The sequence below is a fragment of the Terrabacter sp. 2YAF2 genome (assembly GCF_052114705.1).
Lineage (GTDB): Bacteria > Actinomycetota > Actinomycetes > Actinomycetales > Dermatophilaceae > Terrabacter.
Genome location: NZ_JBFRFG010000009.1, coordinates 103,033 through 127,725, shown reverse-complemented (window position 1 = coordinate 127,725; position 24,693 = coordinate 103,033). Strand labels below are relative to the sequence as shown.

General features: G+C 71.3%; 27 protein-coding genes. 7 read left to right on the top strand and 20 right to left on the bottom strand.

What is annotated here, in order from left to right; all coding sequences use genetic code 11:
- Positions 1–77: 77 nt before the first annotated feature.
- The 7 genes from AB4030_RS12630 to AB4030_RS12600 form a co-directional block, all read right to left on the bottom strand.
- Positions 78–617 carry an FxsA family protein gene (locus AB4030_RS12630; protein WP_442279570.1) on the bottom strand — a complete coding sequence of 180 codons (540 nt, stop codon included), beginning with the start codon at positions 615–617 and terminating at the stop codon, positions 78–80.
- A complete protein-coding gene (locus AB4030_RS12625) occupies positions 614–1,405 on the bottom strand; it encodes a polyprenol monophosphomannose synthase (protein ID WP_442279569.1) in 792 nt (263 codons plus the stop codon). The genes AB4030_RS12630 and AB4030_RS12625 overlap by 4 nt, the downstream gene beginning before the upstream one ends.
- A complete protein-coding gene (gene lnt / locus AB4030_RS12620; protein ID WP_442279568.1) occupies positions 1,386–3,008 on the bottom strand; it encodes an apolipoprotein N-acyltransferase in 1,623 nt (540 codons plus the stop codon). Before lnt ends, AB4030_RS12625 begins: the two co-directional genes overlap by 20 nt.
- A gap of 95 nt (positions 3,009–3,103) precedes the next feature.
- Positions 3,104–3,499, bottom strand: a complete 396-nt coding sequence (locus tag AB4030_RS12615; protein WP_442279567.1) for a hotdog domain-containing protein — start codon at positions 3,497–3,499, stop codon at positions 3,104–3,106.
- A complete protein-coding gene (locus AB4030_RS12610) occupies positions 3,496–4,245 on the bottom strand; it encodes an OAM dimerization domain-containing protein (protein ID WP_442279566.1) in 750 nt (249 codons plus the stop codon). Before AB4030_RS12610 ends, AB4030_RS12615 begins: the two co-directional genes overlap by 4 nt.
- On the bottom strand, positions 4,242–5,876 hold the full coding sequence (locus tag AB4030_RS12605) for a lysine 5,6-aminomutase subunit alpha (RefSeq protein WP_442279565.1): 1,635 nt from the start codon (positions 5,874–5,876) through the stop codon (positions 4,242–4,244). The genes AB4030_RS12610 and AB4030_RS12605 overlap by 4 nt, the downstream gene beginning before the upstream one ends.
- On the bottom strand, positions 5,873–6,985 hold the full coding sequence (locus AB4030_RS12600) for an L-erythro-3,5-diaminohexanoate dehydrogenase (protein WP_442279564.1): 1,113 nt from the start codon (positions 6,983–6,985) through the stop codon (positions 5,873–5,875). Before AB4030_RS12600 ends, AB4030_RS12605 begins: the two co-directional genes overlap by 4 nt.
- A gap of 91 nt (positions 6,986–7,076) precedes the next feature.
- On the opposite strand from AB4030_RS12600, the gene AB4030_RS12595 reads away from it, so the two are divergent.
- On the top strand, positions 7,077–8,522 hold the full coding sequence (locus AB4030_RS12595; RefSeq protein WP_442279563.1) for a KamA family radical SAM protein: 1,446 nt from the start codon (positions 7,077–7,079) through the stop codon (positions 8,520–8,522).
- Positions 8,523–8,534: 12 nt separating this feature from the next.
- Here AB4030_RS12595 and AB4030_RS12590 read toward each other — a convergent pair whose 3' ends face one another.
- Positions 8,535–9,059, bottom strand: a complete 525-nt coding sequence (locus tag AB4030_RS12590; protein WP_442279562.1) for an SRPBCC domain-containing protein — start codon at positions 9,057–9,059, stop codon at positions 8,535–8,537.
- Positions 9,056–9,373: an ArsR/SmtB family transcription factor gene (locus AB4030_RS12585; protein ID WP_442279561.1), complete on the bottom strand. Its 318-nt coding sequence runs from the start codon at positions 9,371–9,373 to the stop codon at positions 9,056–9,058. The genes AB4030_RS12590 and AB4030_RS12585 overlap by 4 nt, the downstream gene beginning before the upstream one ends.
- Positions 9,374–9,519: 146 nt before the next feature.
- Here AB4030_RS12585 and AB4030_RS12580 point away from each other — a divergent pair, with 146 nt between their 5' ends.
- From AB4030_RS12580 to ybaK, 3 genes are read left to right on the top strand one after another with little or no spacing between them, the layout of a single operon-like run.
- Positions 9,520–10,287 (top strand): VOC family protein, encoded by a 768-nt coding sequence (locus tag AB4030_RS12580; protein ID WP_442279560.1) that lies wholly within the window; start codon positions 9,520–9,522, stop codon positions 10,285–10,287.
- A 9-nt stretch (positions 10,288–10,296) separates the two neighbouring features.
- Positions 10,297–10,917: a TetR/AcrR family transcriptional regulator gene (locus AB4030_RS12575; RefSeq protein ID WP_442279559.1), complete on the top strand. Its 621-nt coding sequence runs from the start codon at positions 10,297–10,299 to the stop codon at positions 10,915–10,917.
- Positions 10,917–11,420: a Cys-tRNA(Pro) deacylase gene (gene ybaK / locus AB4030_RS12570; RefSeq protein WP_442279558.1), complete on the top strand. Its 504-nt coding sequence runs from the start codon at positions 10,917–10,919 to the stop codon at positions 11,418–11,420. Before AB4030_RS12575 ends, ybaK begins: the two co-directional genes overlap by 1 nt.
- Here the strand turns inward: ybaK and AB4030_RS12565 are convergent.
- On the bottom strand, positions 11,413–11,871 hold the full coding sequence (locus AB4030_RS12565; RefSeq protein ID WP_442279557.1) for an Lrp/AsnC family transcriptional regulator: 459 nt from the start codon (positions 11,869–11,871) through the stop codon (positions 11,413–11,415). The genes ybaK and AB4030_RS12565 overlap by 8 nt on opposite strands.
- A 106-nt stretch (positions 11,872–11,977) precedes the next feature.
- Positions 11,978–12,811 carry an SGNH/GDSL hydrolase family protein gene (locus AB4030_RS12560; protein WP_442279556.1) on the bottom strand — a complete coding sequence of 278 codons (834 nt, stop codon included), beginning with the start codon at positions 12,809–12,811 and terminating at the stop codon, positions 11,978–11,980.
- Here AB4030_RS12560 and AB4030_RS12555 point away from each other — a divergent pair.
- Positions 12,810–13,787, top strand: coding sequence for a 5'-3' exonuclease (locus AB4030_RS12555; protein ID WP_442279555.1), 978 nt, complete (start codon positions 12,810–12,812; stop codon positions 13,785–13,787). The two genes, AB4030_RS12560 and AB4030_RS12555, sit on opposite strands and share 2 nt — an antisense overlap.
- Positions 13,788–13,915: 128 nt before the next feature.
- Complete coding sequence (locus AB4030_RS12550) at positions 13,916–14,140, top strand: hypothetical protein (RefSeq protein ID WP_442279554.1); 225 nt, start codon at positions 13,916–13,918, stop codon at positions 14,138–14,140.
- 102 nt (positions 14,141–14,242) lie between these two features.
- Here the strand turns inward: AB4030_RS12550 and AB4030_RS12545 are convergent, their stop codons facing one another.
- From AB4030_RS12545 to AB4030_RS12515, 7 genes are all read right to left on the bottom strand, one after another.
- Positions 14,243–14,443 carry a cold-shock protein gene (locus AB4030_RS12545; RefSeq protein ID WP_020144233.1) on the bottom strand — a complete coding sequence of 67 codons (201 nt, stop codon included), beginning with the start codon at positions 14,441–14,443 and terminating at the stop codon, positions 14,243–14,245.
- Positions 14,444–14,660: 217 nt separating this feature from the next.
- A complete protein-coding gene (locus AB4030_RS12540) occupies positions 14,661–17,534 on the bottom strand; it encodes a DEAD/DEAH box helicase (RefSeq protein WP_442279553.1) in 2,874 nt (957 codons plus the stop codon).
- Positions 17,531–18,436, bottom strand: a complete 906-nt coding sequence (locus AB4030_RS12535; protein ID WP_442279552.1) for a diacylglycerol kinase — start codon at positions 18,434–18,436, stop codon at positions 17,531–17,533. Before AB4030_RS12535 ends, AB4030_RS12540 begins: the two co-directional genes overlap by 4 nt.
- Before the next feature lie 9 nt (positions 18,437–18,445).
- Entirely contained in the window at positions 18,446–19,252 is an 807-nt protein-coding gene (gene tatC / locus AB4030_RS12530) for a twin-arginine translocase subunit TatC (protein ID WP_442279551.1), read from the bottom strand.
- 39 nt (positions 19,253–19,291) lie between these two features.
- On the bottom strand, positions 19,292–19,687 hold the full coding sequence (tatA, locus tag AB4030_RS12525; RefSeq protein ID WP_442279550.1) for a Sec-independent protein translocase subunit TatA: 396 nt from the start codon (positions 19,685–19,687) through the stop codon (positions 19,292–19,294).
- Positions 19,688–19,812: 125 nt separating this feature from the next.
- Complete coding sequence (locus tag AB4030_RS12520) at positions 19,813–20,805, bottom strand: helix-turn-helix transcriptional regulator (protein ID WP_442279549.1); 993 nt, start codon at positions 20,803–20,805, stop codon at positions 19,813–19,815.
- Positions 20,802–21,833: a helix-turn-helix transcriptional regulator gene (locus tag AB4030_RS12515; RefSeq protein ID WP_442279548.1), complete on the bottom strand. Its 1,032-nt coding sequence runs from the start codon at positions 21,831–21,833 to the stop codon at positions 20,802–20,804. The genes AB4030_RS12520 and AB4030_RS12515 overlap by 4 nt, the downstream gene beginning before the upstream one ends.
- 78 nt (positions 21,834–21,911) lie before the next feature.
- On the opposite strand from AB4030_RS12515, the gene AB4030_RS12510 reads away from it, so the two are divergent.
- Complete coding sequence (locus tag AB4030_RS12510) at positions 21,912–23,015, top strand: DUF3866 family protein (RefSeq protein ID WP_442279547.1); 1,104 nt, start codon at positions 21,912–21,914, stop codon at positions 23,013–23,015.
- 27 nt (positions 23,016–23,042) lie between these two features.
- On the opposite strand, the gene AB4030_RS12505 is transcribed toward AB4030_RS12510, so the two are convergent.
- Positions 23,043–23,429 (bottom strand): FKBP-type peptidyl-prolyl cis-trans isomerase, encoded by a 387-nt coding sequence (locus AB4030_RS12505; protein WP_442279546.1) that lies wholly within the window; start codon positions 23,427–23,429, stop codon positions 23,043–23,045.
- Positions 23,430–23,499: 70 nt separating this feature from the next.
- Entirely contained in the window at positions 23,500–24,495 is a 996-nt protein-coding gene (locus AB4030_RS12500) for an FKBP-type peptidyl-prolyl cis-trans isomerase (RefSeq protein ID WP_442279545.1), read from the bottom strand.
- Between the last annotated feature and the right edge of the window lie 198 nt (positions 24,496–24,693).

Genomic DNA, 24,693 nt, shown 5'->3' with positions numbered 1-24,693 from the left:
TGCTGTCCCCCGCTCCCCCGATTCGGTATGCCGTCCCGCGGGGCACGCAGCTCGCGTCCCCGCCGTCGTGGCCGGGATCAGTCCTCGTCGATGATCTCGCCCTCGACGACCTCGTCGCTCGACGTCGAGCGCTGGGGGCCCTCGGGTGCCTCGTGCTGCTCCCACTCGGGCGTCTCGGGCGCCTCGGTCACCGTGAGGTTCGTGTAGCTCATCGTCTGGGTGACGAGGCGACGCGAGATGACCGCCGCGAGCAGGTTGCGCGCCACCGGCCGCACGAAGGGCAGCACGAGGACGAGGCCGACGACGTCCGTCACGAAGCCGGGCACGAGCAGCAGGCCTCCCCCGACGAGCACGACGATGCCGTCGGCGATCTCTCGCGTCGGCATCCGCCCGCTGCGCACCGCCTGGTCGAGGGCGCGCCAGGCCTTGGCGCCCTCACGGCGGATGAGCCACGCCCCGAGCAGCGACGTCGCGACGATGAGCAGGAAGGTGGGCCACCCCCCGATGGCCTCGCCGACCGCGACGATGACGACGATCTCGATGATCGGCAGGAGCAGCAGCCCGAGGACGGCGAGCTTCGTCAGACGCATCCGCCGAGCCCTTGGGGCGCTGGTCACGGCCGGTCCCCGACGGGCTCGCGGCCCCGGACCCGGCCGGCCACCGCGCGCAGCTGGCCCATCCGGTGCTCCACGCCCCAGCGGGTCACGCTCGTCAGGGCCTCACGGACGATGTCGTGGCCCATCTTCGAGACGCCGACCTGACGCTCGACGAACGTGATCGGGACCTCGACGACCGTGAGGCCGGCTCGGATGGCCCGGAGCGTCAGGTCGATCTGGAAGCAGTAGCCCTGCGACTGCACGCCGGCCAGTCCCATCGTGCGCAAGGCGCTCGTGCGATAGGCGCGGTAGCCGGCCGTCGCGTCGTTGACGTGCATGCCGAGCAGCACCTTGGTGTAGACGTTCGCGCCGACCGAGAGCACCTTTCGGTGGGCCGGCCAGTTGCGCACCTCGCCGCCGCGCACCCACCGCGCGCCGATGACGAGGTCCGCGCCGCCCAGGGCGGCGAGCAGCGACGGCAGCTGCTCGGGGAGGTGCGAGCCGTCTGCGTCCATCTCGACGGCTGCGTGGTAGCCCTCGTCGAGAGCGATCGCGAAGCCGGCGAGATAGGCCTTGCCGAGGCCCTCCTTCGCGGCACGGTGGACCACGCGCACCTGGGGGTCCGTGGCGGCGATGGCGTCGGCGATCTCGCCGGTGCCGTCGGGCGAGCCGTCGTCGAGCACTAAGACGTCGGCGGAAGGCACGTTGGCGCGCACCCGCGCGACGATGCCGGGCAGGTTGTCCCGCTCGTTGTACGTCGGGATGAGCACGGCCACCCGGGTCACCGGCTCACGCTGCGTCATCGTCATCCTCGTCCTTCGTCGTGTCTGGCTCGTCCGCGCCACCGCCGCGACGTACGCGACCTACGCGAACCCTGGCACCGCCGCGGAGGCCCAGGGCGAGCATCGTCAGCAGTGCAGCGGCGGCGACCCATTCCGGGGCCTCGCCCACCCGGGTCGCCAGCGTCGTGGCGTCCCGCAAGGGTAGTGCCCCTCGGACCACCGCCTGTGTGAACAACGACGTCACCTGGTGCGCGGTTCCGTCGGGCGTGATGAGGGCGCTCTGACCGACGGTCGACACGTGGACGACCGAGCGGCCGAACTCCATGGCGCGCAGACGGCTGATGGCCAGCTGCTGGGGCGACTCGGCGGTGTAGCCGAAGGTCGCGTTGTTCGTCTGGACCACCAGGACGTTGGCGCCCGCCTGCACGGCGTCACGCATGATGTCGTCGTAGGCGACCTCGAAGCAGATGGCCAGCCCGGCCCGGATCTGCTGCCCGGACGACGTGGTCACGCGGAAGACGCCGGGCGTCGGGCCCGCGACGAAGTCCTGCCGGACGAGGTCGACCTCCTTGCTGAAGATCCGCCAGAACGGCCGGTTGGGGATGTACTCGGCGAAGGGCACCGGGTGCCGCTTGACGTAGCGGTCGGTGTTGCCCTTGCCGGGCTCGAAGAGCAGGGACACGTTGGACACGAAGCCGGCGGGCTCCTCGAGGAGGCCACCGACGATGAGAGGGCGCCGCAACGCGTCGACGGTCTCGAGGATGAGGGCCTTGGCGTCGGCGTTGCGCAGGGGGTCGATGTCGGAGGCGTTCTCGGGCCAGACGACGAGGTCGGGGACCGGCGCCCGACCGGCGTCGACATCCTGCTGGGCCGTGAGGGTCGCCGCGATGTGGTTGTCGAGGACCTGCCGGCGCTCCGCGTTGAAGTCCAGCCCCGGCCGGGCCACGTTGCCCTGGACCCCGAGGAACTGGGCGCTCGGCCCGTCGGTGGGCAGCGGCACCGCGAGCCCCGCGACGCCCAGCACGAGTGCTGCGGCCACGAGGGACGCCGGTCGACCCCACGGCATACGCACGGAGGTCCCGGCGGCGGTGCTGCTTCGCCGGTGCGCACCGACCGCCGTCAGCGCGTGCTGGGCCGCCAGGGCGAGCAGGGCACCGCACAGCGCGATGACGAACCCGACGAAGGGCGCTCCGCCGAGCGCGACGAGGCGCCCGAACGGTGAGTCCGCCTGGCCGAAGGCCAGCTTGAGCCACGGGAAGCCGCCATAGGGCACGCGGGCGCGCAGGCCCTCGGCCACGACCCAGACGAGCGCGAACGCGAGCGGTCGGACACTCCCCCGGCGGCTCAGCCAGCCGTAGAGCGCGCCGGCCGCGCCGAGGAAGAGGGCCTGCAGGGTCGCGAGGGCGATCCAGGGCAGTGAGCCGACGTAGATCCCCGACCAGCTCAGCGTCGGGACGAAGAAGACGAGACCGCCCGCCAGTCCGAGCAGGAAGCCGCGGCGAGCACCCGCGCCGGCCCAGGCCCAGGCCCCCAGGGCGAGCGCGACCGGGGCTGCGACCCACACGTCGAACGTCGGGAACGCGAGACACAGCAGCCCGCCGGCGATCAGGGACAGGAGGAGGCGCCGCACGGGGTTCACCGTAATCCGTGCGTCACCCCCGGGGGGCTTCGCCCCCCCGGGTCCCCCCACAAGCGCGCTTGGCCGGGTTGGCCCTGCGAGCCCGGTCAGGGCACGACGACGACTCCGCGGGCGGTCGTGGCGACGACCGGCGGGTCGAGCGTCTCGGCCGCGGACGCGCCGCGCGCCGGGGTGCCGCGGGCGACGACGCGCACCTCGAAGTCCATCTCCCGCGAGCGCGTGCCGACGCGGATGATCTCGGCCGAGATCTCGATGACGTCCCCGGCACGCACCGGGGCCTTGAACTGCACGTCGCTGTAGGAGGCGAAGAGCCCCTCGTCGCCGTCCGTGACGATGCACATCTCCGTGGCGACGTCACCGAAGGCGGCCAGGGAGTACGCGCCGTCGACGAGATTGCCGGCGTAGTGCGCGTGGCTGTAGGGCACGTAGCGGCGGTGCGTGACCCGCTGCCCGACGCTCGCCGTGGTGGGCCGCTCGCTCATGACTTCTTCGCCTTTCGCTGGGTCATCTCGTGGACGAGGTAGCTCGCGACCTCGCCGGGGGTCGTCCCGCGGCCGAAGATGCGGTCGACGCCGAGCACCTTCTCGGAGCCGTCCTCGAAGCGGGGTCCACCGGCGATGAGGATGGGCACCTGCCCCGCGGGATAGGCCTCGCGGAAGGCTGCGGACATCTGCGTCGTGTTGTGGATGTGGGCGTCCTTCTGCGTGACGACCTGGCTGACGAGGACGGCGTCCGCCCGCTCGGCGTGGGCCCTGGCGACGAGGTCGGGCACGAGCACCTGCGCGCCGAGGTTCACGACCTTGATCTCGCGGTAGTACTCCAGGCCCTTCTCCCCCGCGAAGCCCTTGATGTTGAGGATCGCGTCGATCCCGACCGTGTGGGCGTCGGTGCCGATGCAGGCGCCGACGACGACGAGCTTGCGGCGCAGCTGCTTCTTGATCGCGAGGTTGACGTCCTTGGCCGACAGCAGGGGGTACTCGCGCTCGATGACGTGGACGTCGTCGAGGTTCACGAGGTGGGTGACGCTGCCGTAGACGACGAAGAAGGTGAAGTCCGGGCCCATGGCCTTGGCATGCACGAGGAGGGCGGGGTCCAGGCCCATCTTGCGCGCGAGCTGCAGTGCCGCGCCCTCGGCCAGCTTGTCGTGCGGCAGGGGGAGGGTGAACGACATCTGCACCATCCCGTCGCCCGTCGTGTCTCCGTAGGGTCGGATGACGGCGGCGCTCATGAGGTGGCCCTCTCCGTGGACGTATGCCGGGTGGCCGTGGGCGGCGTCCCGGCGTCGAGGGCGGTGATGGCCGGGTTGTCGTAGCCCGGCGCGCGCTCGCAGACGCCGTCGAGCCCCTTGCCCCCGGTGGCCGGCCTCTTCATGAGCCCGAAGGTGCCGTCGGCGATGGCTGCGAGCAGGGGCGCGTCGCCTGCGGCGTCGCCGTCGTGCACGATGCGGTCGAGCAGGTCGACGGCCTCGGAGAGCACCTGGCGGGCACGGGTCTGGATGTAGCCGTCTCGCGGCGGGTGGAAGTCCTCGGTGAGCCCGCTCGCCGCGTTCATGACGTAGCGGACGTTCTGCAGCGCCAGGTCACGGTCGGAGAGGAACGGGGTGACGACCGCCTCGGTCATCATGCCGACGAGCAGGATGCCCTGACCGGTCATGGCGCCGACGAGGTTGAAGAAGCCGTCGAGCAGGTAGCCGCGGAAGACGTCGCCCGTCATGTGCTTCGTCGGCGGCATCCACTTGAGCGGCGCGTCCGGGAAGAGCTGGCGCGCGAGCAGCGCGTGCGCGAGCTCCATCCGGAAGCTGTCGTGGATCTCGGGGTTGATCTCGAAGGCGTGACCGAGGCCGAGCTGCCAGTCCTCGAGCCCGGCCTCCTTGGCGAAGCGCTCGTTGAGCAGCTGGCTCACCGTGACGGTGTGGGCGGCCTCGACGGCGTCGGCCGTGGTGAGGTAGTTGTCCTCGCCGGTGTTGATGATGATCCCGGCGCGGGCGTGGACCTGGCGCGAGAAGCGCTGGTCGACGAAGGTGCGGATCGGGTTGATGTCGCGGAAGAGGATGCCGTACATCGAGTCGTTGAGCATCATGTCGAGACGTTCCATGCCGGCGAGCGCCGCGATCTCGGGCATGCAGAGGCCGGAGGCGTAGTTGGTCAGGCGCACGTAGCGACCGAGCTCCCTGCTCACGTCGTCGAGCGCTGCACGCATCAGCCGGAAGTTCTCCTGGGTGGCATAGGTGCCGGCGAAGCCCTCGCGCGTGGCCCCCTCGGGGACGTAGTCGAGCAGCGACTGCCCCGTCGAGCGGATGACGGCGATGACGTCGGCGCCCTCGCGGGCCGCGGCCTGCGCCTGCGGGATGTCCTCGTAGATGTCGCCGGTCGCGACGATGAGGTAGATCCACGGCTTCGTCCTCGGGTCGCCGTGGCGCTTGACGAGGCGGTCACGCGTCGCCCGGGAACGGTCGATCGTGCGCAACCCTGCCCCGACGCCCTTCGTCGCCGCCCGACGCGCCGCCGACGCCTCGCGACCGGCAGGCAGTCGGAACGACACGTTGCCGCTGGCGGCCTTCTGGGCGAGGGTCACGAGGTCGGGCGCCTCGCCACGGAGGAGGGCGTCGAAGACCGGGGTCGTGACGCCGTGCTCGAGGCCCACCTCGTCACGGACGGCGGTGACGAGGTGGTTGACCCACGGCACGCGCTCGTGGTCGGCTCCCGACAGACCAGCGAGACGCAGCGTCGCCCGCTCGACCGAGACGGTCGTGTGGCTCTTGGCGATCTCGACGACGGGCGCGGCAGCCTTCCGGGCGAGCGATCGGGCTCGGCGCACGACGGCCGGGTCGAGGTCGAGCAGGGGGTGGGTGCGGCTCATGCCTCAGATCCTGCCGTCTCGGCGGCCAGCCGCCCCTCGAACAGCACCCTGACCGCGGGGACCTCCCGCACGAGTCGCAGCGCCGTCTCGGCGTGCCCGGGCACGTAGCCGTTGCCGACGATCATCCGCACGTCGGCGGCGAGGCCCTCGGCGCCGAGCGCCGCGGCGGCGAAGTTCGTCGCCATGCTGAAGAAGATGATGGTGCCGCCCTGGGCGGTGGCGAGGATGGCGGGCTGCTCGCAGCCGGGCACGTCGACGCACACGACCGTGACGTCGGCCGGGCCGCCGGCGGACTCGACGGCCGCCGCGAGACCCAGCGGCGACCGGGCATCGGCCAGCACGACCGCGTCGGCGAGGCCGCTGGCCTCGAGCACCGTGCGCTCGCGCTCGACCGGGACGACGCCGATGGTGCGACCCGCGCCGGCGGATCGGGCGGCGGCCAGCGAGAGCGAGCCCGACTTGCCCGCCCCGCCGAGGACGGCCACGGTCGGCGCGACGCCGCGGGCGGCATACTCCCCCACGACCCGCTCGACGAGCGCGGGTGCACCGCACACGTCCATGACCATGAGCGCGAGGTGCGGGTCGAGGTCGGTGGGCAGCGTCGCGGCGATGCTGCGGCCGAACAGGATGGCGTGCCCGGCGGCGGGGACCTGCTCCGACCGGCCGTCCCAGCGCTCGAGGCCGTCGGTGATCGCGAGGGGCGTCAGCGAGAGCGAGACGAGCGTGGCGACGCGGTCCCCCACCCGCAGCCCGAGGGGGCTCTCGGGGCCGACCTCCTCGACGGTGCCGATGAGCATGCCCCCCGAGCCCGTGACGGGGTTCTGCATCTTGCCGCGGGTCGCGACGATGTCGAGCACCTCGTGACGGACGGCGCTGCCGTCCACCGCGCCGTCGCGCGTGTGCTTCTCGGCGAGCTGGCGGTACGACGCGGCGTCGAGGTTGAGCGTCTCGACGGCGATGCGCACCTCGTCGGGCCAGAGCTCCGGCCGCGCGTCGAGGCGCTGGGCCGCCTGCGGAAGGGTGATCGCCTCCCCCGTGGGCTCGAGCACGCGGTGCAGGCCGACCGGCGATGAGACCCGGTGGTCGTCGGGTGGGGGCGGTGCGGTCACGGCGCAGATCCTTCTGTCGCAGAGGATACGAACGACAAATCCTTCTGCATCATAGGAGACTCGGGGGCGAACCTTCGGGTATCGTCAGGACATGACACTGGTGTCGCAGCCCTACGTCTACGCCCGTCGCCAGCTCGTGGAGCCTGACTGGACCCGGCTGCCGGGCTGGGCCCACGTCACCCAGGCCGACTGGGACAGCGCCCAGTGGCAGCGGGTCAACTGCGTCAAGAACATCACACAGCTGCGGACCCTCATGGGCAACCTGCTCGACGACCGCTTCTACGACGATCTCGCCAAGGACCAGGCCGAGCGCGCGACGATGTCGATGCTCGTCCCGCCGCAGATGCTCAACACGATGGTGCCCTCGACCGACTCGGCGATGCCCGCGGCCGGCCACGACTTCACCGAGGCCTTCTACGCCGACCCGGTCCGCCACTACATGCTCCCGGTCTTCTCCGACCGACGCACCGACTGGCCGTCGCACCCCCACGCCTCCCGCGACTCCCTCCACGAGCACGACATGTGGGTGGCCGAGGGCTTGACGCACCGCTACCCCACCAAGGTGCTGGCAGAGCTCCTGTCGACGTGCCCGCAGTACTGCGGCCACTGCACGCGCATGGACCTCGTCGGCAACTCCACGCCGCAGGTCGCCAAGCTGAAGTTCGACCTCAAGCCGGTCGCCCGGTACGCCGCGATGCTCGACTACCTGCGCTCCACCCCGGTCGTGCGCGACGTCGTCGTCTCCGGCGGTGACGTCGCCAACATGCCGTGGAAGAACCTCGAGGCGTTCCTCGACGAGCTCCTGGACATCGAGAACATCCGCGACATCCGGCTCGCGACGAAGGCCCTCATGGGACTGCCGCAGCACTGGTTCGCCGACGACGTCGTCGAGGGCGTCGGGCGCGTGTCGGCCAAGGCCCGCTCGCGCGGTGTCTCGCTCGCGATCCACACGCACGTCAACAGCGCCCAGTCCGTCACGCCCTCCGTCGCCCGGGCCGCCAAGGCGATGCTCGACGCCGGCGTCCGCGACGTGCGCAACCAGGGCGTCCTGATGCGCGGCGTCAACGACTCCACCGAGGCGCTGCTCGACCTCTGCTTCGCGCTCGCCGACGGGGCCTCGATCACGCCGTACTACTTCTACATGTGCGACATGATCCCGTTCGCGGAGCACTGGCGGCTCTCGCTCGCCGAGGCCCAGCACCTCCAGCACTCGATCATGGGCTACCTGCCCGGCTTCTCCACACCGCGCATCGTCTGCGACGTGCCGTTCGTCGGCAAGCGCTGGGTGCACCAGGTGGAGGAGTACGACACCGAGCGCGGGATCTCCTACTGGCGCAAGAACTACCGCACGTCCATCGAGGGCGACGACACCGAGGCCTTGTCGCGCGAGTACATCTACTACGACCCGATCTTCACGCTGCCCGCGTCGGGGCAGCAGTGGTGGCACGCGTCGGTGGACCACGAGTCGGTCCTGGCAGAGGCGAGCCAGCGCGCCGCCACCAGCCGGGCGGCCGCCGAGTCGCAGCTCGTCCCCTGACGACTCCGGGCCTCAGCTGACCGCGGTGTCCTCGTAGACCGGGGTGAGCTCGGTCCACCGCCGCCGCCAGGCGGGCGCTGCCGCCTCCTCCGACCATCCCTCGGCGTGCGCCGGGCCCCCGCTGACCAGCGAGCGCCCGAGGTCCTCGAGGTGGACCTGCCAGCCGGCTCCGTAGAAGTGGAGCTGACCGACCGGCAGTCCGCGCTCCTCGACGACGAGTCGCGTGCGCGCGCCCTCGGTGGTGAGCCACGCCTCGAGCTGCGTCTCGTCGTCGGTCCCCGGCTCGTTCGTGACGAGCAGGTGGTGCGGGGCGTCGCACGCCTCGATGCGCACCGCCCCGGACCACGTGCTGGTGAAGACGGCCCGGACCGTGGCACCCACGCCCAGGTCTCCGGACACCTGGGCGATCCAGCGCGCCAGCCGCTCCGGCGTCGTGCACGCGCCCCACAGGTCGTCGATGTCGGTGTCGTAGACATCCTCGACGCGCACGGCGCCTCGGGTGTCGTCGACCGCTCGCATGGTGCCGATGATCTTCACTTCTGCGCCTTCTTTCCTCGTGTGATCTCCGTGTGCAGGGCATCGAGCCGGTTGCGCCAGAGGGCGCGATAGCTCTCGAGCCACTCGTCGACCTCGACGAGGGCCTCCGGGCGCAGCGTGTAGATCCTGCGCTGGGCCTCCGCCCGCACGTCGACCAGCCCGGCCTCCCGGAGCACCCGCAGATGGCGGGACACGCCCGGTCGGGCGATGGGGAGTGCGTCGGCCAGCTCGCCGGCAGTCGCCGGATGGTCCCGCAGGATCTCCAGCACCGTGCGTCGGCTCGGATCGGCCAACGCCTGCAGCACCATGTCCATGTCACGACTGTACCGAACTTGGTATGTAACCACAAGGGTACTTACGTGATCGATCGCGGCCGTCAGGCAATTGGCTTGTCCCGCAGCCGATCACCGTCCTAGCGTGTCGAGGACCCCAGCGTCCGCCGACCGGAGATGAGCGCACGATGACAAGTCAGCTCCACGAGCTCTGCTTCGACGCCCACGATCCGCCGGCGCTCGCGCGCTTCTGGGGCCGCCTGCTGGGGCGCGAGACGGCCGCTGACGGCGTGACGGTCCTGCCACGCCAGCAGCCCGAGTTCCCCATCCGGTTCCTGCTCACGCACGAGGGGAAGACCGGCCCCAACCAGATCCACCTGCACCTGACCAGCACCTCGCCCGGGGACCAGCAGGCGATCGTGGCTCGCGCGCTCGAGCTGGGCGGTCATCACCTCGACGTGGGCCAGACTCCCGAAGAGGGGCACATCGTGCTCGCCGACACCGAAGGCAACGAGCTCTGCGTCATCGAGCCGGGCAACTCCTACCTCGCCGGGTGCGGCTTCCTCGGTGAGCTGGCCTGCGACGGGACGCGGGAGGTCGGGTACTTCTGGAGCGCAGCCCTCGGTTGGCCGCTGGTCTGGGACCAGGACGAGGAGACCGCGATCCAGTCGCCTGCCGGTGGCACGAAGATCGCCTGGGGCGGTCCTCCGGTCCGGCCGAAGACCCGGCGGAACCGGATGCACTTCCACCTGGCACCCTCGGTCCGGGGCGGCCGGCACGCCGAGCTCGACCGTCTCGTCTCGCTCGGAGCCACCCGGCTGCCGTCCGGCTCCGATGTCCCTGACGGGGTGCTGATGGCCGACCCGGACGGCAACGAGTTCTGCCTGCTCCCGGACGACGCAGACGATGCCGACGAGGCCGCGGACGCCGGCAGAGTCGTGGACGGGTCCCCGTAGACTGCCGCGGTGACTCCTCGCTCCCCCAGCACTCGCACCCGCGTGCCTCGTGCCGAGCGGGAGGCGCAGATGCTCGCGGTGGCCGAGCAGGTCTTCGCGACGCGCGGCATCCAGGCGACGACGATGGACGAGGTCGCCGAGCTCGTGGGCGTCACCAAGCCCCTCATCTACGACTACTTCGGCTCGAAGGAGGGGCTGCTCGCGGCGACGATCGAGCGCGCTCGGGGCCAACTGCTCACCGCCCTCATCGACTCCTGGGTCGCCAACCCCACGGCCCCGGCCCGCGACCGGGTCGGCGGGGTCGTCCTGGCGTTCTTCTCCTTCATCGACGATCACGAGCAGGCGTTCTCGCTGCTGCGCACCGAGGGCGCGCTCATCGGTGAGGCGTCCGCCTCGGTCGAGCGCATCCGCCAGCAGACCGCCAAGGCCTTCGCCGAGGGCCTGCGCACCCTGCCGGCGTTCGAGTCCCTCGAGCCGCACCGGGTCACCGTCATGGCCGAGATCCTCATCGGCGGCTGCGAGCGGCTGGCCGTCTGGCGCAGCACCCACCCCGGCACGAGCGCCGACGAGGCGACCGACCACGTCGTGACGACGATCTGGGACGGGCTCGCGTCCGTCGCCGAGGCCTGATGGCGAAGCATCGCCCCGCTGACGGACCGTCGACGCCCGCGACCGTCGCGCTCGACCGCGCCGGGGTCACCTACACCCGCCACCCCTACGAGCACGACCCGTCCGCGCAGAGCTACGGCCTCGAGGCCGCTGAGGCCCTCGGCGTCCCGCCGGCACACGTCTTCAAGACCCTCCTCGTCGACACGGGCAAGGGGCTCGCCGTCGGCGTCGTCCCGGTCGACGGACAGCTCGACCTCAAGGCTGTCGCGTCGGCGCTGGGCACCAAGGCGGTGACGATGGCCGACCCGGCCGCGGCCGAGCGCAGCACCGGCTACGTCGTGGGCGGGATCTCCCCGGTGGGGCAGAAGCGGGCACTGCCCACGGTGCTCGACGACACGGCATACGCCCTCGAGGTCGTCTACGTCTCGGGCGGACGGCGCGGCTTCGACATCGGCCTGTCGCCGGCCGACCTCGCGACCGTCACCCGGGCCCTCCGGGCCAGCATCGGCCGCCGGGTCAGCTGACCTCTCGGGTCGTGGCGGAGGCGCTGCGCCCCTCCCACGGCGTCGAGAGCACGACCGTCGTGCGGGTCGACACGTTGGCGGCGGTGCGGATCCGGGCGAGCAGGTCCTCGAGGTCGCCGGGCGTGCCGACGCGCACCTTGAGGATGTAGCTCTCCTCCCCCGCCACCGAGTGGCAGTCCTCGATCTCGGTGATGTGGCGCAGGCGATCGGGCACGTCGTCGGGGGCGCTCGGGTCGAACGGTGTCACGGAGATGAGGGCCGTCAACGGCAGTCCGAGTGCATCCGGGGAGACCTGCGCCGCATAGCCGGTGACGACGCCGCGCTCCTCGAGCCGACGGACGCGCTGGTGGACTGCAGAGGTCGACAGACCGGTCGCCTTGCCGAGGTCGGTGTAGCTCATCCGACCATCCGCGAGCAGCAGGCCGACGAGACGACGGTCGAGATCTTCCATGGCCGAAGGGTAGACCAGTGGTCCCGGGCGGGGCGCGCCGTTCCATCGCGGTCCGTCGCACTCGGCGGTCTCCCGTCGCCGGCCGGACGCCAGCACGCGGGACGTCCTAGGGGTGGAGGAACGCCCGAATCACGGCGACCGTGGCATCCGCGATCTGCTGGTGGCCGGCGGCGTTCGGATGGTCACCGTCCGAGGCGAGGAAGTGCGTCTCGTCGTAGGAGTAGGTCGGGCCCTTGAACGCCGCCCGGAGGTCGACGTACTGGGCTCCCGATGCTGCTGCGCGAGTCTCGACCGCCGCATTGACCTGCTGCGTGACGTGGGCTGCCGTGTCGACGTAGGCGGTCCCCTCGGCAGCCGCGTACTGCCCCCCGAGCCACACGCTCCAGTAGTCGAGCATGACGACGAGCACGCGCCGGCCGGCGGTCAGCTGCTGGATGCTGGTGACGATCTGCTGCAGCCGCCCGCTCATCGCGGTGACCCCGGCGTCGTAGCAGTGTGGCTCGTAGCCGCAGGTCGAGCTGTACTGGACGTCGTTCGCGCCGACCTCGACCAGCAGGACGTCGGCCGCGCCGACGTGCGACTTGACCGCCTGGTCCGACTGCAGCTGCCCGAGCACGTCCGACGTCGTGTAGCCGGGGCTCGCATCGTTCGTGGTGACCGTTGGTCGACCTGAGACGTCCTTCAGCTCGGCGCCGGTCAGCGTCGGGTAGGGCGTGCATCCACAGGCGGTGCCGTAGGGCACCGAGTCGCCCAGGGCGACAATCCGCCAGTCGCCGACATGGGTCGGCGTCGGAGCGGCCGAGGCGGTCGCGGTGGAGGTCGCGGGTGCGCGGCTGGACTGGCTGGCCGCGGGTGAGGTGTCGGACGGAGAGCACGCCGCGAGCAACATGCCCACACTGGCCATGACGGCCAGGAGGGCACGGGCGCGCGTTCGACCCATGAAGCGACGCTACGGCACCGGTACCCTCTCGCGTATGCCGTCCCCCGCTCCCCGGATGCTCCTGCTCGACTCCGCCTCGCTGTACTTCCGCGCCTTCTTCGGGGTGCCCGAGGTCATCGGCCCCAGCGGGGTCCCGACCAACGCCGTGCGCGGTCTGCTCGACATGATCGCCTCGCTCGTCGACCGCGGGCGACCCACCCACCTCGTGGCCTGCTGGGACAACGACTGGCGCCCCGCCTTCCGGGTCGAGGCGATCCCGTCGTACAAGGCGCACCGGGTGGCCGAGCCCGGGCCGGACGACCTCGCCGGGGAGCAGGTGCCCGAAGCCCTCGGCGTCCAGGTGCCGATCATCATCGACGCGCTCACCGCACTCGGCATCGCCCGTATCGGCGTGGACGGCTACGAGGCCGACGACGTCATCGGGACGCTCGCGACACAGTTCAGCGGCCGTATGCCGGTCGACATCGTCACGGGCGACCGTGACCTCTTCCAGCTCGTCGACGACACCAACCAGGTGCGGGTCATCTACACCGCACGCGGCGGGGTCCGCTCACCGGACCTCGTCGACCAGGCCTTCCTGGCCGAGAAGTACGGCGTCGGCACCGGAGCCGCCTACGCGGACATGGCGGCGCTGCGTGGCGACACCAGTGACGGGCTGCCGGGCGTGGCCGGAATCGGTGAGAAGACGGCCGCCAAGCTCATCACGACCTACGGCACCCTCGAGGCGATCCGTGCCGCCATCGACGAGGGAGACCCTGCCCTCAAGGGCGCCCAGCGCGCCCGCCTGGAGGCCGCTGCCGACTACCTCGACGCAGCCCCCCGGGTCGTCGCCGTCGCCAAGGACGCTGCCGTGCCGGACGTCGATCTCTCCGCGCCGTCGGCCGTGGCAGACCCCACCCTGATGTCCCGACTGGCCGTCGAGCACGGGCTGACGTCGTCCTTCGACCGGGTCATCTCCGCCCTCGGCATCGACTGAGAGGAACGTCCCAGAGGGCCTCCGGAGCGGTCACGGTACGGTCACGTCTCGACCGCCCCCGTGAGGGCCGAGCGTCTCACAGCCACTCGCGGGTCACCACCTGGCCGTCAAATGGCGCATACTGAAGGGTGCCCAACCACGGAACTCCAGACCGCCGTCGCCATCTCTCCAGCAGCCCGTTCAGGCCGGCTCCGGCTCGCGACATCGAACAGTTCTCGGTAGGTGACCGGGTCTCCCACCTGCGCCACGGCCTCGGTGTCGTGGTCGCCTGCAGTCCCGAGACCGTCACCCTGCGCTTCGAGTCCGGCGTGGTCCGCGTCAACAGCCCGTTCGACCGGCTGACGCGGCTCTGACCGGCTGAGGCGCCTCCGCCCGGACAAGACGAAAGGCCGGTCCCCCCTGGGGGACCGGCCTTCGTTTGTGCGGACTGTGGGTCCGCCGAGATCAGCGAGTGATCAGAGAGCGCGGACGCGCATCGCCTGCGGACCCTTGGGGCCCTGCTCGACGTCGAACTCGACGGCCTGGTTCTCCTCGAGGCTGCGGTAGCCGTTGCCCGTGATCTCCGAGTAGTGGACGAAGACGTCGGGACCCTCGGTCGGGGCGATGAAGCCGAAGCCCTTCTCCGAGTTGAACCACTTGACGGTTCCCTGTGCCATGTTTTCTCCTTTGGGTGGAAGTGAGCCGTTGATTGTCAGCGACCCGCGGCCGGCAGAGACGCGACCACTCCAGAAACCCTGAAGAAACAGTTGCGCTCGCAATGCGTTCCTTGCGAGCGTGCGAACACACGAGCACCAAAAACGCCGACCGGTGACGCAACCATAACCGACTCCACTGCCGCGGCGACAATCGCGGCGCCACCGGGAACCGCCGCCGTCAGTCCAGCCGGTCAGCCGCGACGACACCGCGCAGCACGCTGTCGCTCGCCCGCCGGGCCGTGGTCGCCAGGTCCGGCTCCGCGGCGTCGGTGAGCTGTCCCAGCAGGTCGATGACCTGCTTGCACCGGCGCACGAAGTCGCCCGCGGCCAGGTCGGTCCCGCGCAGGACGTCCTCGAGCCGCTGCCCGCTCGCCCACCGGTGCATCGCCCAGGCGAGGCCACCGTCCGGCATACCCGTCCGGGGCAGCGCCAGGGCGCCCTCGGCGTCCTCGAGGTCGGACCAGATCCGGATCATCCGGTCGTACGCCTCGCGGACGTCGTCGTTGGGCCACCGCGGGGTGAGGCCACCCTCCTCGCGGCGCGGCTCGTGCACGAGCGTCGAGACCACAGCCGCCAGCGACGGCGGGTCGAGGCGGCGCCACACTCCCTCGCGGAGCGACTCGGCCGCGAGCAGGTCCTTCTCGGTGTAGAGCTGGCGCAGCCGGTCACCGTTGGCGGTGATCGTCTGTCCGCCGTCGCCGAGGTAGCCCATCTCGACGAGCAGCTCGCAGATACGGTCGAAGGTCTTGGCGACGGAGTTCGTGCGGCCGTCGATCTTGCGCTGGATGCCGTCGGTCTCGCGCCGCAGGCGCCACCAGCGCTCCGCCCAACGGGCGTGGTTCTCGCGGTCGGGGCAGCGGTGGCACGGGTGCGCCCTCAGCTGCCGGCGCAGCACGTCGACCCGGTCGTCCGTCGGGTCGACGTCGGCCTGGCGCCGTCGGGGCGGCGGGTCGTGCGGCATCGTCGCCCGCAGCGTCGCGGCGAGGTCGCGGCGGGCCTTGGGGTTGCGGGCGTTGAACTGCTTGGGCACCCGCATCGAGCCGAGCGGCTCGAGCGGGGTGGGGGCGTCGTGCAGGGTCAGGCGACGCAGCTGGTGGTCCTCGGTGACGACGGCCGGCGACGCCGACTCTCCCCTGCCACCGCGGTTCGGCATGACGACGACGGCCAGACCGCTGTGCCGTCCTGCCGGGATGCGCACGATGTCGCCGATCTTCAGCTCCTCCAGGGAGATCGCCGCCGCTGTCCGCATCGATGCGGACCGGGCCTTGGCGCCCTCCTTCTCGACGTCGCGGATCTCGTTGCGGATCGCGGCGTACTCGGTGAAGTCGCCGAGATGACAGGTCATCTGCTCGGCGTAGCCGGCGAGAGCCTCCTCGTTGCGCCGGACCGTTCGGACGAAGCCGACCACGGCTCGGTCGGCCTGGAACTGGGCGAAGGACGTCTCGAGGATCTTGCGGGCGCTCTCGCGACCGAACTGCCGCACGAGGTTGACCGCCATGTTGTAGGTCGGCCGGAAGCTCGAGCGCAGCGGGTAGGTGCGCGTCGAGGCGAGGCCGGCGACCCCCGCAGGGTCGAGACCACGGTTCCAGAGCACCACGGCGTGGCCTTCGATGTCGATGCCGCGCCGGCCGGCCCGCCCGGTCAGCTGGGTGTACTCAGCCGGTGAGATGTCCACGTGGTTCTCACCGTTGAACTTGACCAGCTTCTCGAGCACGACGGTGCGCGCCGGCATGTTGATGCCGAGCGCCAGCGTCTCGGTGGCGAAGACGGCCCGAACCCGACCGGCGGTGAAGAGCTCCTCGACGATCTCGCGGAACGTCGGCAGCATGCCGGCGTGGTGCGCGGCGAAGCCACGAGAGATGCCGTCGACGAAGTCCCAGTAGCCGAGCACCGTGAGGTCCTCCTCGGCCAGGCCCTGGATGCGCTCCTCGACGAGGCGCCGGTTGGCCTCTCCCTCGGACTCGGGGATGAGGCGCATGCCGCTCGACAGGAGCTGGCCCACGGCACCGTCGCAGCCGGCCCGGCTGAAGATGAAGGTGATGGCGGGCAGCAGGCCCTCGCGCTCGAGGCGCTCGATGACCTCGGCACGGGTCGCACCGCCACCGGGACGTCCGCCGCGCGAGAAGCCGCGCCCGGCGTCGCCACCACGACCAGACGGTGCGTCGTTGCCCCGGCGGCCGCGCCCGGACCAGTCGTCACGACCGCCGCGCCCTGCTCCCCCGGAACCGCCACGGGCGCCGCCCTTGCCGCGCGGACGGCCCTTGTCCCGGCCCCCGCGGGAGCTGACCCAGTGGGAGTCCCACGCGCCGCGCCCCTCGGAGCCGCGGATGGCGTGGACGAGGTCGGGGTTCACGGCCACCGAGTAGCGACCGGGCGCGGCGACGAAGTGCTCGTCGTCCTCACGGGCGTCGCGCTCCTCGACGAAGAGGTCGAAGAGCGTCTGACCGACCATCATGTGCTGCCACAACGGCACGGGCCGGTGCTCCGAGACGATGACCTCGGTGTCGCCCCGCACCTCACCGAGCCAGGCGCCGAACTCCTCGGCGTTGCTCACGGTGGCCGACAGGGACACGACGCTGACGTCGGGCGGCAGGTGGATGATGACCTCCTCCCACACCGCCCCACGGAACCGGTCGGCGAGGTAGTGGACCTCGTCCATGACGACCCAGCCGAGCCCGCGCAGGGTGGTCGACCCGGCATACATCATGTTGCGCAGGACCTCGGTCGTCATGACGACGATGGGCGCCTCGCCGTTGATCGACGCGTCACCGGTGAGCAGGCCGACCTTGTCGGCGCCGTGGACGCGGACGAGGTCCGTGTACTTCTGGTTCGACAGTGCCTTGATCGGCGTCGTGTAGAACGCCTTGCGCCCGGTCGCGAGGGCCAGGTGCACGGCGAACTCGCCGACGATCGTCTTGCCCGCACCCGTCGGCGCCGCCACGAGGACACCGCGACCCTCCTCGACGGCGCGACACGCCTCCGTCTGGAAGTCGTCGAGCGGGAACTCGAGTCGGGCGGCGAACTCCGCGAGCCTCGGCCACGTGGCGATCATGAGAGCACTTCCTTGGGGGTCACGACGCGCAGGGCACCGGGCACGACCTCGGCGTCGATGGGAAGGTCGGCGAACATCTCGCCGTCGGCCTGTGAGTGGATACCGCTCGCCTCCAAGCGAACTCGCCGGGCGCGTTGGATCTCGACGGCCGGATGGGTGATGTGCGTCCCGGAGTAGACCTTGGGGAAGACCCGGAGGAACGCCGCGATAGACAGCGCGTGCACGATCATGACGTCGAAGAGCCCGTCCGTGACGTCGGCGTCCGGACAGACGCGCATGCCGCCCCCGAACGACGTCGTGTTGGCGACCGCCACGAGCATCGCGCGCGTCTCGATGCGGCGCCCGTCGAGCTCGATGGCATACGGGATGGGCCGGAAGACGGGCAGCTCGCGCAGCACCGCGAGGTTGTAGCGCATCTGTCCGTGTGGCCACCTCATCCGCTGGGCCCGCGCATTGACGACGGCATCGAAACCGGCACCGAGCACCCCGCCGAACCACGTCTCCCCCCCGACGCCGTTGCTGACGCGCCCGAGGTCGATCCGGCGGGTGCGCCCGTCGGTGAGGAGCGCGACCGCCGACCGCGCATCGCGGACGGGCAGGCCGAGGTTGCGCGCGAAGTCGTTGCCGGTGCCGGCCGCCACGACGGCGAGCCGGGTGGACGTGCCGGCGCAGAGGTTGACCCCGAGGTGCACCATGCCGTCGCCGCCGACCACGACCACCGTGTCGGCGCCGGAGTCCACGGCACCTCGTCCCCGGTCCCGCGCCTCGTGGTAGTCGCTGCCCGACACGTCGACGACCTCGTGCCCGGCCTCGAGGAGCAGCTGCCGCGTCTGCGCGCCCAGCACCTGTCCCAGGCCCTTCCCGGACGTGGGGTTGACGACCAGGGCGACACGGTGGGACACACCCGCACGCTACAGGGAGGACGCCTCGTCGTCGGGGACGTCCAACCAGTCGGGCTTGTGCTCCTCCTTGCGGCGGTCGAGCAGGAAGGCGACGCCGACCGAGGCGAAGTAAAGCGCCACCATGGGCGTGGCCAGGAAGAGCATGGTGTACGCGTCGGGCGTCGGGGTCATGACCGCCGCGAAGACGAGGATCACCATGACGGCCGGACGCCAGCCCTTGAGCATCGCCCTCGCCGGCAGCACGCCGACGAGGTTGAGCGCGACGAGGAAGACCGGCAGCAGGAAGGCGCAGCCGAAGGCGACGATGAACTTCAGCACGAAGTTGAGGTACTGCGACCCGTCCTGCAGGTTGTAGGCCCCGGGGGGTGTGAAACCGAGCAGGACCGCGACGGCCTTGGGCACCATGATGAACGCGAAGAGGCAGCCGGCGAGGAAGAGCGGCACCGCGGCGACGACGAACAGCCGCGCGACGAGCTTCTCCTTCTTCGTCAGCCCGGGGACGATGAAGCCCCAGATCTGGAAGAGCCAGATCGGCGAGGCGATGATGAGGCCGACGGAGAGCGACGTCGTCAGCTGGAGCGCGAAGGCGTCGGTCATCCCCGCGAAGTTGATGTTGACGACGCCGCCACGCCCGACCTGCAGGTCCCGCAGGGGCTTGGTCAGGGCACTGATGATGCGGTCGTAGTAGATCCAGCCGACGACGCCACCGATGACGATGGCGATGGCGCTGATGGTGATGCGGTTGCGCAGCTCACGGAGGTGGTCGCCGAGCGACATCCGCCCCTCGGGGTCGCGCTGGCGTCGCAGTGACGGCATTCAGGTGAGTCCGTGTGACAGGTCCGGGACCCGACCCACTCAGAACGTCGAGTCGCGACGGACGTCGTCCGTGCTGCTCGTCGGCATCGGGGTCGGCGTGGGAGTCGGCGTGGGGGTCGTCGTCGCGGCCGGGGTGGCGGCACGCAGGCGGTCGGCCTCCGCGCGGGCCTCTGCGGCGTGGCGCTCTGCATCGGCAAGGCGGGCCTCCGCGGCACGCCGCTCGGCGTCGGCGTCGACGACGTCGCCGGGCACGGTGGTCCGCGCCGCGTCACTGGGGACCGGCTTGCCGTCCTTCTTCAGCTCGTCCACCTCGGACTTGAAGACCCGGGCGGAACGGCCGAGGCTGCGAGCCATGTCGGGGAGCTTCTTCCAGCCGAACAAGGCGATGAGCACGACCGCGATGATGATCAGTTCGGGGGCACCCAGGTTGGGCATGGTTACGTCTCCTCGTCGAAGTCCGGTCCGGATCGGAACCGTCATGGTGCAGCCTCGGTGCTGCAGGTGACCAGCATACGTGCGCCCGGTGAACCTGACCTGTGGGCCGTGCGGGAGGACGGCGCTCAGCCGGGCTCGCCGTAGGCCGCCAGCGCGGACCGTGCCTCGTCGGCCACCGCGTCGACGAGCTCCGGTGGCTCGACGACCCGGGCCTCTCCCCCGAGGCGCAGCACGAGGCGCCGGACGAGAGCCGGGTCGGCGACCTTGAGGGTGACCCGCAGCGAACCGTCAGGCCCACGCTCGACCCCCTCGTTGGGGTAGTAGTCAGCGATCCAGGCCGCCCAGCGACTTGCCTCGATGACGACAGTGAGGTCGTTCTCACCGGGGACGAACACGTCGTCGAGGTCCCGGGGACGCGCCTGCCGCGGTGGCGTGCCGTCGACATCGAGCACGGAGACGTCCTCGATGCGGTCGAGCCGGAAGAGCCGGACGTCCTCGGCGCGGTGGCAGTAGCCCTCGACGTACCACTGCGCGTCGAGGTTGAGGATGCGCATGATGTCGACGTCGCGCTCGGTCGACTCGTCGCGCGTCGCGACGTAGTAGCGCAGGTGCACCCGCCGGCCGCGCGTGAAGGCGTCCTTGAGCGTCTCCATGGCCGGGTGCTGGCTGCCGTCGTCGAGGTCGAGGTCGATGCGACCCGTCGGTTCGCCGACGCCCGTCGCCGCCGCCACCCGGATCTTGTCGAGCGTGCGCTCGGCGACGTCGGACCCCACCAGCGTCGAGCCCAGGGCCTGCAGACCGGCCGTCAGGGTGACCGCCTCGTCACGGGTCAGACGCATGGGAGCGGCGATGTCGTCGGCGTTGTCGAGGTAGATGTGGCCGCTGTCCCACTGGGCGTCGATGAGCTCGGCGTGGCCGTAGCCCGGCGTGCCGCAGACGAACAGCAGCTCGAGGTCCTCCACGACCTGGTCCTCGTCGACACCGAACTCGCGCGCGGCCTCGGAGATCGGCACCCCGCGGTGCTGGAGCAGCCACGGCACCATGTCGAGCAGGCGCCCCAGGCGCTGCGTCGCCGTCTCGGCCGGTCGACGTGCTGCCGGCCGTCTCGAACCGCTCATGCCGGTGCCTCCGATCGTGACGTCTCGAGCACGGAGGCTGCGCCTGCCCGTGCTGACGCGTGGTGTGCCCGGGCGACTGCCCGCAGCGCCGAGCGGACGGCCTCGACGAGCTCGGGCGGCGACACGGCCATGGCGTGCGTGCCCAGGGCCACGACGTCGCGCTCGGTCGTGCCGCGGCGGTACGGCACCTCGATCTCGGCCCACTGCTCGTCGACCTCGGTGGTGCGCTGGGCGGAGCGGCGCAGCGTGTGTCCGCGCCCGTGGCGCACGCGCACGACGGCGGTGCCCTCGGGCTCGGGCGGCTGCGCCTCGAGGGCCACCTCGGGCACGTGGTCGGACGGGACGGCATACGACCCCGCCCTGCCCTTGCGACGGACGGTGCCCTCGAAGCGGCTGAGCCGGAACGCGCGCTCGTCGCCGCGGTCGACGTCGAAACCGGTGAGGTACCAGCGGCCGTGCCAGTTCTTCAGCGCCCACGGCTGCACGTGGCGCGTCGTCAGCTCCCCGTCGTTCTTGCGGTAGTCGAAGGTGATCGGCTGCAGGGCCGTCACGGCCGCGTGCACGGCCTCGAACGCCGGCTCCTTGGTGCGGATGCGCGGCTCGGCGCCGGCGGCGACCGACTCGTCGATCTCGACCCCGGAGAGGCGCAGCTTGCGCAGGCCCGCCGACGCGGCGCCGGAGATGCTGGCCGTCGACCACGCCCGCGCGGCCAGGGCCAAGGCAGCGACCTCGTCGGGCTCGAAGCTGATGGCCGGCAGCGTGGTCTCGCTCGCGTCGATGCGGTATCCGACCTCGTCGTCGAAGAGGACGTCGAGGACGGTCGTCGTGATGGGGATCCCCATCTCGCGCAGCTCGTCCTTGTCGCGCTCGAACATCCGGTCGAAGGCCTCGTCGGACGTCGCGGCGGCATAGGCCGGCAGCGACTCGCGGATCTTCTGCTTCGACACCGGTCGCCGCGCGGACTTCAGCGCGAGGATGAGGTTGAGCAGCCGTTCGGTCTTGTCGGCCGAGGCAGACGCAGGGCTCATCGAGACCTTCCTGAAGGGGCAGCGGCGCGTGGGGGCAGTCCGACGCTACCCGAACATGCGATCGAATAGGGTCACCCCATGATCCAGTGGCGCCGGGGTGTCGTCGTCGAGGTCCGCTCCCGCTGGGCGGGGGCGGTCGAGTATGCCGTCCGCCTCGCTTCCGGTGACGTGGTCCGTGCGCTCGGCTACGTCGAGGTCGTCGGCAGCCTCGGTCCGGGCACCGCGGTGCTGCTCAACACGACGGCCCTCGAGCGCGGTCTCGGCACGGGTGGTCTCGCCATCGTCGTCGCGGCCCCGGACGCGCTCCCCCGGCCCGTCGACGACGTCGCCGCGGTGCGTGGGCACGTCGTCAAGGCGCGCTACACGCCCTCGCAGACGATGGTGCTCGGCGTCGACGAGCAGGACAGCGAGCACCACGCCGTCCTGGCCGACGCCGACGACCTCGCCGGCCTGCCGGTCGTCGTCGCGGACCTCCACTCGGCCCTCCCGGCGGTGCTGGCGGGTCTGCGAGCGGCCGTGCCGTCGGTACGGGTGGCCTACGTCATGACCGACGGCGGCGCGCTCCCCCTCGACTTCTCCCGCACGGTGGCCGGCCTGAGGTCGTCCGGCTGGCTCGAGGCGTCCATCACGGTCGGGCAGGCCTTCGGCGGTGACCTCGAGGCCGTCAACGTCCACACCGGCCTGCTGGCCGCGCACCACGTCGTCGGCGCCGACGTCGTCGTCGTGTCGCAGGGACCGGGCAACCTCGGCACGGGCACGCGCTGGGGCTTCTCGGGCACCTCGGCCGGTGAGGCCGTCAACGCGGCGGGGACGCTGGGGGGCCGGCCCGTCTGCTCGCTGCGGATCTCCGAGGCGGACCCGCGCGAGCGGCACCGCGGGGTCTCGCACCACAGCCTCACGGCATACGGACGGGTGTCGCTCGTGCCCGCCGACGTGCCGGTCCCCCTCCTGCCGGGGAGCGTCGGGGCACTGGTGCTCGACCAGGCGCGTGCACTGGCGGCCACGAGCGCCGGTCGCCTCACGCTCCACGAGGTGGAGACCGACGGTCTCGACCTGGCCCTGCGCGAGGTGCCGGTCCCGCTGCGCACGATGGGCCGCGGATACGACGACGACCGCGCCGGATTCCTCGGCGCGGCCGTCGCGGGGCGGTATGCCGCCCGGATGCTGCTCGCTGGTCGCTGAGCCCTCAGGGCCGGACGTCGGGTGCGCTCAGCGCACGTCGTCGAGGTCGACGACGAAGATCAGCGTCTCGCCGGGCTTGATGGCGGCGCCCGCGCCGCGCTCGCCGTAGGCGAGGTGCGAAGGGATCGTCAGCTTGCGCCGGCCACCGACCTTCATGCCCTCGATGCCCTTGTCCCAGCCGGCGATGACCATGCCCACGCCGAGACGGAAGTCGAGCGCACTGCCGCGGTTCCAGGACGAGTCGAACTCCTCACCGGTGGAGTGCGCGACGCCGACGTAGTGGGCGCTGACCGTGTCGCCCGCCTTCGCCTCACGACCGTCACCCACGATGAGGTCCTCGACGACGAGGTCGGCAGGCGCGTCGCCCTCCGGGAATTCGATCTCGGGCTTGGTGCGGTTGGGGTCGAGTGCCATGCTGCGTTTCCCTTTCGTTTGGTGACTCAGAAGACTCAGGTGGCGACCGGGTCGCCGGTCCCGCTGCTGCTCAGTAGGCGTCGAGGATGTCCACGACGAACACGAGGGTGTCGGTGCCGGAGATCTTCGGCGGGCTGCCGGCCTTGCCGTAGCCGTCGGCCGGCGGGATGACGAGCAGCACGCGGCTGCCCACCTTCTTGCCCACGAGGGTCTTGTCCCAACCGGGGATGACCTGGCCGACACCGATCGGGAAGTCGGCCGCCGCGCCACGCTTCCACGAGGAGTCGAAGACGCTGCCGTCCTTCCAGAGGACGCCGTGGTACTGGGCGCTGATCGTCTGGCCCTTCTCGACGGTCGCCCCGGTGCCCTGGATCAGGGTCGCCTGCTGCGTCGTCGTCGGGGCAGCGGTCTTGGGCACCGTGACCGTGGGCTCCTTGGTCGGTCCGTTCTTGAACTCCACCGTGGGCAGGCCCGCCGGCGCCGCCGTCTGGGTGCCGTCGACCTTGGTCAGGGGCGTGTGCACGTCGGCGATGTCCGCGACGACCACGATCGTGTCGGTGCCCTTCACGCCGAGCTGCTCGTTGCCGGCGGAGCCGAAGCCCTTCTCGGGCGGGATCGTGAAGGCGATGCGGCTGCCCTTCGTGGCGCCGACCAGGCCCTCGAGGAAGCCGGCCACGATGTCGGAGCGGCCGAGACGGTAGCCCTCCACCGAGCGGCCTGCGGAGAAGCCGTCGTCGATGAGCTTGCCGCTCGTGCCGTTGAAGATCTGCGCGCGCAGGCGCACCGTGTCGGCCTTGGTCGCCGCCGTGCCGGTGCCCGGGGTCAGCACCTTGTGCTCGACGGCCTTGGAGCTGATCGGCGTGGTGCCGATCGTCACCTTCGGCGCCGTCTTGAGGTCGACGGCACCGGTCGCAGACACGCCCTTGAGGGCGGTCGAAGCGGCGACGCTCGAGGTCGAGGTGCTCGTGGACCCGGACGAGCTCGACCCGCAGGCGGCGACGGTCGTGAGCCCGAGGGCAGCGATCAGGACAACGGCCGCGCTAGCGGCTGGGCGGTTGGGACGCACAGGGGAAGACTTTCGGTCGGGGCGGGCGGGCGTGGAGGTCCCGCTGGGCAAATCCCAGCCACTGTAACCCCCACCCTTGTGCGTGATGCACAGCGCGTTGACAGGTGGGAACGGCCTGCCGTGACCCGGCACCCGGGGTGCTCGGTCACCCGCGGGGGTGCTCGTGAGGGGTGGTCGTGGGGGTGGTCGTGGGGGTGG

Bases quoted from the DNA above. Each gene is read 5' to 3' on its own strand.
- AB4030_RS12515 (WP_442279548.1), bottom strand. From the start codon at position 21,833: ATGAGCCCTGCGTCTGCCTCGGCCGACAAGACCGAACGGCTGCTCAAC.
- AB4030_RS12545 (WP_020144233.1), bottom strand. From the start codon at position 14,443: ATGGCACAGGGAACCGTCAAGTGGTTCAACTCGGAGAAGGGCTTCGGC.
- AB4030_RS12615 (WP_442279567.1), bottom strand. From the start codon at position 3,499: ATGAGCGAGCGGCCCACCACGGCGAGCGTCGGGCAGCGGGTCACGCAC.
- AB4030_RS12520 (WP_442279549.1), bottom strand. From the start codon at position 20,805: ATGAGCGGTTCGAGACGGCCGGCAGCACGTCGACCGGCCGAGACGGCG.
- AB4030_RS12505 (WP_442279546.1), bottom strand. From the start codon at position 23,429: ATGGCACTCGACCCCAACCGCACCAAGCCCGAGATCGAATTCCCGGAG.
- AB4030_RS12585 (WP_442279561.1), bottom strand. From the start codon at position 9,373: ATGGACATGGTGCTGCAGGCGTTGGCCGATCCGAGCCGACGCACGGTG.
- AB4030_RS12510 (WP_442279547.1), top strand. From the start codon at position 21,912: ATGATCCAGTGGCGCCGGGGTGTCGTCGTCGAGGTCCGCTCCCGCTGG.
- AB4030_RS12555 (WP_442279555.1), top strand. From the start codon at position 12,810: ATGAAGCGACGCTACGGCACCGGTACCCTCTCGCGTATGCCGTCCCCC.
- tatC (WP_442279551.1), bottom strand. From the start codon at position 19,252: ATGCCGTCACTGCGACGCCAGCGCGACCCCGAGGGGCGGATGTCGCTC.
- AB4030_RS12560 (WP_442279556.1), bottom strand. From the start codon at position 12,811: ATGGGTCGAACGCGCGCCCGTGCCCTCCTGGCCGTCATGGCCAGTGTG.
- ybaK (WP_442279558.1), top strand. From the start codon at position 10,917: ATGGCGAAGCATCGCCCCGCTGACGGACCGTCGACGCCCGCGACCGTC.
- tatA (WP_442279550.1), bottom strand. From the start codon at position 19,687: ATGCCCAACCTGGGTGCCCCCGAACTGATCATCATCGCGGTCGTGCTC.
- AB4030_RS12610 (WP_442279566.1), bottom strand. From the start codon at position 4,245: ATGAGCGCCGCCGTCATCCGACCCTACGGAGACACGACGGGCGACGGG.
- AB4030_RS12605 (WP_442279565.1), bottom strand. From the start codon at position 5,876: ATGAGCCGCACCCACCCCCTGCTCGACCTCGACCCGGCCGTCGTGCGC.
- AB4030_RS12540 (WP_442279553.1), bottom strand. From the start codon at position 17,534: ATGATCGCCACGTGGCCGAGGCTCGCGGAGTTCGCCGCCCGACTCGAG.
- AB4030_RS12580 (WP_442279560.1), top strand. From the start codon at position 9,520: ATGACAAGTCAGCTCCACGAGCTCTGCTTCGACGCCCACGATCCGCCG.
- AB4030_RS12565 (WP_442279557.1), bottom strand. From the start codon at position 11,871: ATGGAAGATCTCGACCGTCGTCTCGTCGGCCTGCTGCTCGCGGATGGT.
- AB4030_RS12595 (WP_442279563.1), top strand. From the start codon at position 7,077: ATGACACTGGTGTCGCAGCCCTACGTCTACGCCCGTCGCCAGCTCGTG.
- AB4030_RS12625 (WP_442279569.1), bottom strand. From the start codon at position 1,405: ATGACGATGACGCAGCGTGAGCCGGTGACCCGGGTGGCCGTGCTCATC.